The 11167-nt window shown below is 45.5% G+C and carries 9 protein-coding genes and 1 tRNA gene; 3 read left to right on the top strand and 7 right to left on the bottom strand.

Translation table 11 applies throughout. From position 1 onward, the window contains the following. Positions 1-144: 144 nt before the first annotated feature. From R7O12_RS15025 to R7O12_RS15015, 3 genes are all read left to right on the top strand, one after another. Positions 145-221: transfer RNA gene (locus tag R7O12_RS15025), tRNA-Asp, on the top strand. Positions 222-1160: 939 nt separating this feature from the next. After that, on the top strand, positions 1161-2732 hold the full coding sequence (locus R7O12_RS15020) for an ABC-F family ATP-binding cassette domain-containing protein (RefSeq protein WP_025768822.1): 1572 nt from the start codon (positions 1161-1163) through the stop codon (positions 2730-2732). Next, positions 2729-3886 (top strand): MFS transporter, encoded by a 1158-nt coding sequence (locus R7O12_RS15015; RefSeq protein ID WP_042523691.1) that lies wholly within the window; start codon positions 2729-2731, stop codon positions 3884-3886. Before R7O12_RS15020 ends, R7O12_RS15015 begins: the two co-directional genes overlap by 4 nt. 74 nt (positions 3887-3960) lie before the next feature. On the opposite strand, the gene fis is transcribed toward R7O12_RS15015, so the two are convergent. From fis to acs, 7 genes are all read right to left on the bottom strand, one after another. Continuing rightward, a complete protein-coding gene (gene fis, locus R7O12_RS15010; RefSeq protein WP_000462885.1) occupies positions 3961-4257 on the bottom strand; it encodes a DNA-binding transcriptional regulator Fis in 297 nt (98 codons plus the stop codon). Between the two features lie 23 nt (positions 4258-4280). Beyond that, positions 4281-5249: a tRNA dihydrouridine synthase DusB gene (gene dusB / locus R7O12_RS15005; RefSeq protein ID WP_005382505.1), complete on the bottom strand. Its 969-nt coding sequence runs from the start codon at positions 5247-5249 to the stop codon at positions 4281-4283. Between the two features lie 139 nt (positions 5250-5388). Then, positions 5389-6276 (bottom strand): 50S ribosomal protein L11 methyltransferase, encoded by an 888-nt coding sequence (gene prmA / locus R7O12_RS15000; protein WP_318126083.1) that lies wholly within the window; start codon positions 6274-6276, stop codon positions 5389-5391. Positions 6277-6441: 165 nt separating this feature from the next. Next, the gene (accC, locus tag R7O12_RS14995) at positions 6442-7785 is read right to left on the bottom strand and encodes an acetyl-CoA carboxylase biotin carboxylase subunit (protein WP_005382509.1); all 1344 of its coding nucleotides are present in this window, start codon (positions 7783-7785) and stop codon (positions 6442-6444) included. A gap of 14 nt (positions 7786-7799) precedes the next feature. Next, a complete protein-coding gene (gene accB, locus R7O12_RS14990; protein ID WP_025768820.1) occupies positions 7800-8261 on the bottom strand; it encodes an acetyl-CoA carboxylase biotin carboxyl carrier protein in 462 nt (153 codons plus the stop codon). A 61-nt stretch (positions 8262-8322) separates the two neighbouring features. Beyond that, complete coding sequence (gene aroQ, locus R7O12_RS14985) at positions 8323-8772, bottom strand: type II 3-dehydroquinate dehydratase (protein ID WP_042523695.1); 450 nt, start codon at positions 8770-8772, stop codon at positions 8323-8325. 303 nt (positions 8773-9075) lie between these two features. After that, on the bottom strand, positions 9076-11028 hold the full coding sequence (acs, locus tag R7O12_RS14980) for an acetate--CoA ligase (RefSeq protein WP_005386359.1): 1953 nt from the start codon (positions 11026-11028) through the stop codon (positions 9076-9078). Between the last annotated feature and the right edge of the window lie 139 nt (positions 11029-11167).

Raw genomic sequence — 11167 nt, 5'->3', positions numbered from 1 at the left:
AAGTGAAACGAAATAGCGCCGATGGTAGTGTGGGGCTTCCCCATGTGAGAGTAGGACATCGCCAGGCTTTAGTTTTATTTTCACTTTTTCGAAAAGTGAAGACAAAAGCGGACACTTGCTTATTAAAGCGAGTGATACCACTGCGGAGTGGTAGTTCAGTTGGTTAGAATACCGGCCTGTCACGCCGGGGGTCGCGGGTTCGAGTCCCGTCCACTCCGCCACTTATATTAAGCCCCAGTCGAAAGACTGGGGCTTTTTTCGTTTTGGTTCCCCGACTTACCTTAAACCCACTTTCGTATTGAAACCTTGCATCGAGAGGCCGGCTTCCCTCTGGCGATGCTTTCTAAGCCCTATATGAGTGAAGTGGAACTCAGTTTTGTGTGGTTTCTACTGAACCGGGTCCTAGTATCGAGCGCTAGTTCTCAGCCCTTGTGCTTACTTACCAAAGCTTCCTTTATTATTACCTGGAAAATTTATTCACTAGGTTATGTTATTTTCGGGGGAGATTTCTCTGCTTTAGATGTTTTGATTTAGCCATAGGCGCTTATTAATATAAACTCAGCGCATTTAAAACTTTCCAAACATGGATTTTGTTTTGTCGACCTATTTAAGCCAGTGTCTTAAAGTATATTCGCTACTTCTTCCCTCTAACCCTCTCCAACCTTCAAAGCCACCACTACGTACGTATAACGTGAGCGGTATAGGTGCTTTCATAGCTGTGTTTGCTGAGTAAGCAGTTCACCTGGCACATTGACTGAGGAAAAGTCTTCTTTCTGTGGACCTTCGTGTAAGTCACGATAGTTTTAATAATTATCTGGTACTTTTTATTCTAAAGGTGTACGCTTCACATCGAATATTTTTTCGACAGTAAATCATGTTATATCTCTTGTTTAAAAGCTTTGTAAGAAGGCTGAACTCCATGCAAAAAACGCGATGAAGTGTTGCTCGGAGTCTTAAATTAATCTTCATCAGGTGTTTTATGTGTGGGTAGCTTCGCTGAAGTTATACGCAGGAGCTTGTACACCTGATAAAAGAGAAGAGATGGCCGGTGATATTTCATCATCGGCCTTTTTGTATCTGTTAAGCAGCTACAAAGCATTACCCAGTATTGAAATAAGGGCCGGTATTGATCACCGGCCCTTTTTTATTTGGTTGAAAACATGAGTATTTTACAAGTTAAAAATTTGTCTTATCAGATAGCTGATAAGACGTTATACAACAACGTAACCTTTCGTATTAACGTGGGAGAGAAAATAGGTATCACCGGAGCGAATGGTGTTGGAAAAAGCACCTTATTAAAATTGCTTATTGGTGAATTATCTGCAGATAAGGGCTGCATTGACTGGTTACCAAACCTTGAGGTGGGGTATTTAGAGCAACATTTTAAGATGGATAATGCGCTGACGGTTTATGAATGCTTAAAGAGTGCTTTTGAGAACTTATACGCTGCCGAGCAGAAGCTTTGGACTTTGTATCAGGCGATGACCGAGTCTCACTCTACATCTCTTTTAAGCCAAGTCGCTCGGCTACAGGCATATTTAGAAGATGAAGACTTCTATGCAATTAATACCAAAATTGAACGAGTTGCTGTAGGTCTTGGTATTTATCAATTTGGCTTAGATACACCGCTTGTCTCGCTAAGTGGTGGTCAAAGACACAAAGTCCTTTTAGGCAAGTTGTTACTTCGCAACCCCGATGTGTTAATTCTTGATGAGCCGACAAACTATCTTGATGCTCCGCACATTGAATGGCTAGTCGCGTTTCTCAATGATTACATTGGCACCGTTTTACTGGTTTCTCATGATATTGATTTCCTTAATCAAGTAGCGACCAGTGTTTGTGATATTGATTATCAAACGGTTCGAAAATACAGCGGTACTTATGTCAAAGCAATGCAGCAAAAGCAGCACGACGGTGCTTTATTAGAAAAGCAATATAAGGCTCAGCAAAGTGAAATTCGAAAGTTAGAGAAATTTATTGCCCAAAATGGTGCAGGAGTTAACGCCAGTCTTGCTAAAGGGCGTAAGAAGAGACTGGATAAAATCGAACGTATTCAACTGAATCATGTAGAGAAAGTATCGACGTTTGACTTTGCTTACCAGCCCATTGAGCAACCGAATGTGGTTGAGGCAAAAGCGTTGATGATCGGTTATCAGCAGCCTCTGCTTCCAGTATTTGATATCACGTTAGCGCGCGGGGAAAAGTTGGTTGTTGCTGGCTTTAACGGCGTGGGTAAGTCGACCTTACTTAAAACCCTGATGGGGAAGATCGAGCCACTCTCTGGTGAGGTGGTATTGGCAAAAGGTGCAATGATTGGTTATTTTTCTCAAGATTTGTCTTGGCGCCATCCTCAGAACACGCCTGAACAGGAGCTGTGCTCTTGTGCGCCAACAATCTCAAGCAAAGAGTCACGCAAGCTATTAGCTCGCTTTGGGATTACGGGGGATAAGACGCAGCGCCACTTAGATACATTGAGCGGTGGTGAGCAAACTCGGGTGAAGTTGTGTTGTTTATCGGTTCAGAAATGCAATGTTTTGCTGTTGGACGAACCAACAACACACTTGGATAGCAGCAGTAAAAATGCGCTTAAAGAGGCTCTCCAGCGCTTTTCCGGTAGCGTGATTGTGGTATCTCATGAGAAGGCATTTTTGCAATCTTGGCCTGATAGAGTTTTAGATATTTCGTTGCTCACTTGTGCTGAATCGGAAACAGAACAGGAGGTGGAGCTATGATGCAGTCCATGATCCTATTTCTCGTTGCTTTTCTTGTTGGTGCTGATGAGTTGATGCTTGGATCTATTCTTGAACCTATCGGAAATGATTTAAGTGTTCAACCGAGTCAGGTGACCTTATTTATTACGGCATATAGTTTAGCCATAGCAATTTTCGCTCCTTACTTGGGCCGTTTATCAGACCGAGCTGGGCGTATTCGTATCATGGTGCCTGCTTGCTTTGTATTTGGGGTTGTGCCTATTACGACGGGCATAGTTCATGATTTTGAACTTGCTATTGCAACTCGTGTGATCACTGGTATTGCAAGTGCAGGCATGTTACCAATTGCATTCGCGTTAGCGGGAGACGCGAAGGGTAATAGAGCGATGCGTCAAATTGTGATGGTTCAGGCGGGATTAACGCTAGGTATGATAACTAGCCCGGCGATCGGAGCATTGTTGACCCAGCTTTTATCATGGCGTGCCGCTTTTATTATTTTGGGCGTTGCGGCTCTTCTTGTCAGTGCCATGAGCGTAGTGTTCATGAACAACAAGCATAATGAGTCCAAGAAGTCAGATACTCTGCCACCTATCGCAGACGTCATTCATCTTCCAGGCGCGTTGAGAGCGATTCTAGCGATGTGTTTAGGCCTAGGGGGAGGTATTGGTGTATTTAACCTGATAGGCCTCCATATTCGAGATACCAGCGAGTTGGCGCTCGGTTGGGTGGGCGCTATTTATGCTGCTCTAGGGATCGTTAGTGTGGTTGGAAATATGTGCGTGGGGAGAGCTTGCTGTTGGCTTGGTAGCTCTCGAGCCGTTATGCGAGTGGCTTTAATGGTGTGCATACCTTGCAGTGCATGGGTGTTCTCAAATGAGATGAGTACGGTGACCGCTTATCTTCCAGTTCTAGTGCTCTGGTCTCTCGCTGGAGGGGTTGGTTCTCCGGCATTACAAGCACATATCGCAAGCTTATCTGATGAATATCGAGGTGTGTTAATGTCTTTTGGAATGAGTATGATGCACTTTGGTGTCGCGATTTGGTCTGCCTTGGCGGGCTTCGCGTATTCTGTAGGCAATGAATGGGTCGCTTTCGTGGCTTTCCTATTGTTTGGCTCAGCAGTAGTTATCTTAAAGCCAGTTGGTAATACTGAACAAAGTGAGCGTTATTCGTAGTGTTTTAGTAGATAAAGAAAAGCCGTTACCTAAAAAGGTAACGGCTTGTTCCAAATACTTTTTGAAAAACGGTCTTAGTTCATGCCGTATTTCTTAAGTTTCTTGCGAAGAGTACCGCGGTTGATACCCATCATAGTTGCTGCGCGAGTTTGGTTACCGCGAGTGTACTGCATGATAGTATCTAGTAGTGGCTGTTCAACTTCAGCTAGAACTAATTCGTATAGTTCTGTTACTTCCTGGCCGTTTAGTTGAGCAAGGTAGTTTTTAAGAGACGCTTTAACAGAGTCACGTAAAGGCTTCTGAGTAATCTGGTCTTGTGACGTTACTGTAGTTACTGTTAATGCTTCTGAAGTCAGATTTTGTTCGAACATATTCGGTCTAGCTCTTCTCTTAATTATGATGCAACGTTATCAAAATAACCTTCTAACGCCTCAATTTGCAGCGGAGCTGCGTCGATAGCGTTGAAGGTACGGCGAAACTCACTTGCCTGTTCATGCTCTTTCAGGTACCACCCAACGTGCTTGCGCGCGATACGTGGACCTAAGAACTCCCCATAAAATTCATGCAGAGCATTTACATGACCAAGCATAATGGTTTTCACTTCCTCAGTTGGAAGTTCCTCCATTGTGGTGCCGTTTTCCAAATAGTGATGGATTTCCTGGAAAATCCAAGGACGACCCTGGGCAGGGCGTCCAATCATTAAAGCGTCCGCACCGGTGTACTCCAGTACAAATTTGGCTTTCTCCGGGCTATCGATATCACCGTTCGCGATAACCGGAATTGAAATCGCCTCTTTTACCGCTTTAATGCTGTCATATTCGGCCTCACCTTTGTACATACATGCTTTCGTTCTGCCATGCAGAGCAAGAGCTTGTATGCCGCAGTTTTCGGCTAATTTAGCGATCTGGACACAGTTCTTGTTGTCTGTATCCCAGCCAGTTCGAGTCTTTAACGTTACAGGAACGTCCACTGCATTCACGACCGCTTTCAAAATCTCTTCGATAATGTTTGGGTATTGAAGCAGAGCAGAGCCCGCTAGCTTCTTATTCACTTTTTTTGCCGGGCAGCCCATGTTGATGTCGATGATTTGTGCACCGTTCTCAACACTGAATTGAGCTGCATCCGCCATAAGCTGTGGATCGGAACCCGCAATCTGTACAGAGCGAATGCCCGATTCGCCCTCGTGTACCATGCGCTGTTTCGACTTTGACGTTCCCCATAGCTTTGGGTTAGCAGACATCATTTCACTGACGGCCATTCCCGCACCATAGCGAAGACACAACTCGCGAAACGGTCTATCCGTTACACCAGCCATAGGGGCTACGATTAGATTGTTCTTAAGTTGATAGTTTCCGATTTTCAAAACGTCATCACAGTTCTGTACCAGCAAGGGCGCGCATTTTACGCATTTTTTCACTGCGTGAAAAGACTAATATTTGAGCATTTACAAATTGTTTTTGTAAATTGTATGAATTTCAAACAATTAGCTCTGAAAACCTTGTCTAGCCTTGCTTACGACCAGAGATGCGACACCATTCACTTTGCTCAACAATCGGGTCAATGTGAAGCTCGTCACGGTAATAGTTCGCAACATCTTCAGCTTGGGTGTCTAATACGCCAGACATTGCAAGGTCGCCATTTGGTTTAACTAGGCCTTTAATGATTGGTGCAAGTTCACGTAAAGGTCCTGCAAGGATGTTGGCCACAACGACGTCAGCGACGAGACCTTCAGGTTGATTTTGCGGTAAGTAAACTTCTAGTTTGTCTGCAACGCCATTACGCTCAGCATTGTCTTTTGAAGCAAGCAGGGCTTGAGGATCAATATCGATCCCTATCGCTTTTTCAGCGCCCAGTTTGATCGCTGCGATCGCAAGAATACCTGAGCCACAACCGAAGTCGATAACGGTCTTACCGCTTAAGTCCATGCTTTCTAGCCACTCAAGACAAAGTGCTGTTGTAGGGTGAGTACCCGTACCGAATGCAAGGCCTGGATCCAACATAACATTAACAGCGTCAGGATCTGGAATGTCGCGCCAGCTTGGACAAATCCATAGGCGTTCACCAAATTTCATTGGGTGGAAGTTTTCCATCCATTCGCGTTCCCAGTCTTTATCTTCAAGCTGTTCTACTTTGTAAGCAAAATTGTCAGCCAGCATATTGCTCGCTTTAATTTGGTCGATGATGAAGTTAGTGTCTGCTTCTGCATCATACAGTGCCAGAATATCAGTATCGCCCCATAAGCGAGTTTCGCCAGGTAGAGGTTCGAATACAGGTGTATCCTGCGCGTCTAAGAATGTAACAGACAGCGCGCCAGTCTCTTCCATTAGCATATCGCCGATTTGCTCAGCGTTTTCATTGGTCGCGTTGAGTTTGATTTGAATCCAAGGCATTGGTTTTTGCTCTTAAAGTGAATGAAGTGGCGCAGAGTTTACCAGAACTCTACGATTTGTTTGAGTATATACCCAAATAAGCCGATTTATATGTTGAGCCGTTCGCGTACATATAAAACAAAAATGCCCACGGGAGTGGGCATTTTTTAAGACGTTTGCTTAGGCTTATTGTAAGCCAAGCTTCTTCTCTAGGTAGTGGATGTTTGCACCACCGTGTTGGAAGTTTTCGTCATTCATAATGGAGAATTGCAGTGGCACGTTAGTTTTGATGCCTTCGATGATCATCTCACCCAGTGCGTTTTTCATACGTGCAATCGCTACATCACGGTTCTCACCGTAAGTGATCAGTTTACCAATCATTGAATCGTAATGAGGTGGAACTGTGTAGCCTGTGTAGATATGAGATTCCCAACGTACACCCATACCGCCAGGAGCGTGGAAACGCTCGATCTTACCCGGAGATGGTAGGAAGCGCTCAGGGTCTTCTGCGTTGATACGACACTCAATCGCATGGCCACGGATCTTAATATCATCTTGAGTGAATGACAGAGGCTGACCCGCTGCAACACGAAGCTGTTCTTTGATTAGGTCGATGCCAGTAACCATCTCTGTTACTGGGTGCTCTACCTGAATACGAGTGTTCATTTCGATGAAGTAGAACTCACCGTTCTCGTATAGGAATTCAAACGTACCTGCGCCGCGGTAACCGATCTCGATACATGCACGAGTACAGCGTTCACCGATGTACTTACGCATTTCTTCGGTGATACCAGGTGCTGGAGCTTCTTCCACTACTTTTTGGTGACGACGTTGCATTGAACAGTCACGCTCACCAAGGTGGATTGCGCCGCCTTGACCGTCAGCAATAACCTGAACTTCAACGTGACGAGGGTTTTCTAGGAATTTCTCCATGTAAACCATGTCATTGTTGAACGCCGCTTTTGCTTCAGCACGTGTCATTGCAATGGCTTGGATAAGGTCTTTCTCTGCGCGAACAACACGCATACCACGACCGCCGCCGCCGCCAGATGCTTTGATGATTACTGGGTAACCAATGCGCTTAGCAAATGCTTTGTTTTTCTCTTCGTCATTGTCTAGAGGGCCGTCAGAACCCGGTACACAAGGAACGCCTGCTTTCTTCATTGCATTGATAGCAGATACTTTATCGCCCATTAGGCGGATAGTGTCTGCCTTTGGACCAACGAAGATGAAACCACTGCGCTCAACTTGCTCTGCGAAGTCTGCGTTTTCAGACAGGAAGCCGTAACCTGGGTGGATAGCCACAGCACCAGTCACTTCTGCTGCAGAAATGATGCGTGGAATGTTTAGGTAGCTGTCGATACCACGAGCAGGGCCGATACATACGGTTTCGTCTGCGAGTAGCACGTGCTTAAGATCGCGGTCCGCTGTTGAGTGAACAGCGACGGTCTTAATACCTAATTCTTTACAAGCGCGAAGAATACGAAGTGCAATTTCACCTCGGTTCGCGATGACTACTTTGTCTAGCATAAGGCAAGCCCCGCTTATTCGATTACAACAAGAGGTTGGTCGAATTCAACTGGTTGGCCGTCTTCAGCTAGGATTGCTGTAACAACGCCAGATTTGTCCGCTTCGATTTGGTTCATCATTTTCATTGCTTCAACAATACACAGAGTATCGCCAGCATTTACTTTCTGACCCACTTCTACGAATGCTTTAGAGTCTGGGCTTGGAGAGCGGTAGAAAGTACCAACCATTGGAGAAAGAACTTGGTGACCTACAGGTGTTGCTGCTGGAGCTTCTGCTGCTGGTGCTTCCGCTACTGGTGCCGCTGCTACTGGAGCAGGTGCCGCTGCTGGAGCTGCTGCGTAGTGAATTGGTGCTTGAGGGGCTGCAGTGCCATGACGGCTGATGCGCACTGACTCTTCACCTTCAGAGATCTCTAGCTCAGCAATGCCAGACTCTTCAACTAACTCAATTAGCTTCTTGATTTTACGAATATCCATCTTTTCTTTCTCTTTTATCTTGTGATTAAGACAACCCTCGTAGGGTTGCAGAGTGTTAGGGTTACTTTGCCTGTAGCTTATTGATCGCTGCAGACAGAGCAAATTCATAGCCTTGTGCGCCTAAACCGCAAATCACACCCTCTGCTTTATCTGACAGATAAGAGTGATGACGGAATGGTTCACGTGCATGCACATTTGATAAGTGCACCTCAATAAATGGGATGGCGACGCCAAGTAATGCATCTCGCAGCGCCACACTAGTATGAGTGAAAGCCGCTGGATTGATGATGATGAAGTCAATCTTGCCATAGGCAGAGTGAATGGCTTCAATCAGTTCGTACTCACGATTTGATTGTAGGTGTTCCAGTTCTACCCCAGCGTTATGGGCTTGCTCTGTAAGAGTATCCACAACTTGAGCTAAGGTACTGTGACCATAGTGTGTCGGTTCGCGCAGACCCAATAGATTAAGATTTGGTCCGTTTAGAACAAGAATCCGTGACTTTGCAGACATTGTGTTGCTATCTTCCCTTATCGTGAGTGGAACGTTTATATTCCCAAATATACGATAGTTCAGCACGATTTTTTTGTTAAAACCGAGCAAATTTTAAAAAATCGACCAAGATTATAGCTAATTCATAGCAATTAGCAGCAATTTACTGGTCTAATCTCCTAATAGCCACTCTCGTTTCTGTAACCAAGTTAACAAAAACAACATAATTGCCATATTTTTTGTGTGGCCAATTTGTGCACTAAAGCAAAAAACCGCCATGAGTGATGGCGGTTTTTAAAGTGCTTTTAAAACAGTTGGTTGAATTTATGCCAATTCTGCTTTCTCTGCGATAAGTTTATCTACAACGCTCGGATCGGCAAGCGTTGATGTGTCTCCGAGGTTACTGGTATCACCCGTTGCAATTTTACGCAGGATTCGACGCATGATCTTACCAGAACGAGTCTTCGGTAAGGAATCCGTCCAGTGCAGTACATCTGGTGTTGCAATTGGACCAATTTCTTTACGCACCCAATCTTTCACTTCTTTGTGTAGCTCTGCTGACGGGAATTCACCATCGTTCAAGGTAATGTAAGCGTAGATAGCTTGGCCTTTGATATCATGCGGAATGCCCACAATAGCGGCCTCAGCAATTTTATGATGTGCGACAAGAGCCGATTCTATTTCAGCGGTACCCATGCGGTGACCCGACACGTTTAGTACGTCATCAACACGGCCCGTGATCCAGTAGTAACCGTCTTCGTCACGACGAGCCCCATCACTAGTAAAGTACATTCCCTTAAAGGTTGAGAAGTAGGTCTGTTCAAAGCGCTCGTGGTCGCCATAAACAGTACGCATCTGACCTGGCCATGAATCAAGGATCACCAAGTTACCTTCTGCTGCGGTTTCTTCAATGATGTTGCCCATGTTATCAACCAGTGCAGGTTGGACTCCGAAGAATGGTCGAGTTGCTGAGCCTGGTTTTAAATCTGTTGCGCCTGGTAGTGGTGCAATTAAGATACCGCCGGTCTCTGTTTGCCACCAAGTATCAACGATAGGCGAGCTCTCGTTACCAATCGTTTTGTAGTACCACTCCCACGCTTCAGGGTTGATAGGCTCACCTACTGAACCCATCACACGTAAGCTTGAACGAGATGTCCCTGCTACCGCTTCGTTACCTTTTGCCATTAGTGCACGAATAGCGGTTGGCGCAGTGTAGAGAATGTTCACTTGGTGCTTATCAACCACTTCACTCATACGAGCCGTGCTTGGGTAGTTTGGAACACCTTCAAACAGAATGGTTTTGGCCCCGTTCGCTAGTGGACCATAAATTAGGTAAGTATGGCCTGTAATCCAGCCCACATCCGCGGTACACCAGAAGGTTTCTCCTGGTTGATAATCGAAGACATATTTAAAGGTCATTGCCGCGTAGACGAGGTAACCGCCTGTAGTATGTAGTACGCCTTTAGGTTTACCTGTCGAGCCAGATGTGTAGAGGATGAACAGCGGGTCTTCGGCTTTCATCTCTTCTGGTGGGCAAACGTCAGAAACGTTGGCTGTTGCTTCGTGCCACCAAACATCACGGTGTTCATGCCATTCAACATCACCACCTGTACGTTTAAGCACGACGACTTTATTGATGGTTTTTACGTCTGGGTTGGTTAGTGCTTCATCCACGTTCTTTTTCAGTGGAACAGCGCGTCCGCCACGTACGCCTTCGTCTGCGGTGATCACGACTTTAGCGTCAGAGTCGATGATACGGCCGGATAGCGCTTCTGGTGAGAAACCGCCAAATACTACGGTGTGAACCGCACCAATACGGGTACAAGCGAGCATAGCCACTGCAGCTTCTGGCACCATTGGCATGTATAGACACACCACGTCGCCCTTGCGTACGCCTTGCTCTTTCAATGCGTTGGAGAATTTACACACTTCTTTGTGCAGTTCGTTGAAAGTGAGTGTTTTGTCGTCGGCTGGATCATCGCCTTCCCAAATGATGGCGACGTCATCCCCGTGTTCTGCAAGATGACGGTCAATACAGTTAGCCGAGACGTTCAGTGTGCCATCTTCAAACCAGCGAATATCAACATGGCCAGTGTCGAAAGAAGTGCTTTTTACTTTGGTGAAAGGTTTGATCCAATCAACGATTTTGCCGTGTTCGTTCCAGAAGCCCTCTGGATCGGTTACCGACTGCTGATACATGGCTAAGTAAGTATCATTATCCGCGTGTGTATGAGTTTTAATATTTTCTTTTACCGGATAAACGTGGGCTTCGCTCATGGCTTCTCTCCTTGTGCCTTATTTCTCGGCCTTACACCAATCTAGATAAGATTTTGAATATATTTTTGTAGGGCTGTTTTTTGGTTCTAAATAACTTGGTCGTGGTAATGACGACGTTGTGCTTATAACTGTCAGTCAC

The organism is Vibrio sp. Vb1574, assembly GCF_033338675.1.
The sequence above is the reverse complement of the archived record's forward strand: the minus strand, read 5'-3'. Positions and strand labels throughout refer to the sequence as shown.

Excerpts from the sequence above, each read along its gene's own strand:
- fis (WP_000462885.1), bottom strand. The coding sequence starts at position 4,257 with ATGTTCGAACAAAATCTGACTTCAGAAGCATTAACAGTAACTACAGTA.
- accC (WP_005382509.1), bottom strand. The coding sequence starts at position 7,785 with ATGCTAGACAAAGTAGTCATCGCGAACCGAGGTGAAATTGCACTTCGT.
- accB (WP_025768820.1), bottom strand. The coding sequence starts at position 8,261 with ATGGATATTCGTAAAATCAAGAAGCTAATTGAGTTAGTTGAAGAGTCT.
- R7O12_RS15020 (WP_025768822.1), top strand. The coding sequence starts at position 1,161 with ATGAGTATTTTACAAGTTAAAAATTTGTCTTATCAGATAGCTGATAAG.
- prmA (WP_318126083.1), bottom strand. The coding sequence starts at position 6,276 with ATGCCTTGGATTCAAATCAAACTCAACGCGACCAATGAAAACGCTGAG.
- aroQ (WP_042523695.1), bottom strand. The coding sequence starts at position 8,772 with ATGTCTGCAAAGTCACGGATTCTTGTTCTAAACGGACCAAATCTTAAT.
- acs (WP_005386359.1), bottom strand. The coding sequence starts at position 11,028 with ATGAGCGAAGCCCACGTTTATCCGGTAAAAGAAAATATTAAAACTCAT.
- R7O12_RS15015 (WP_042523691.1), top strand. The coding sequence starts at position 2,729 with ATGATGCAGTCCATGATCCTATTTCTCGTTGCTTTTCTTGTTGGTGCT.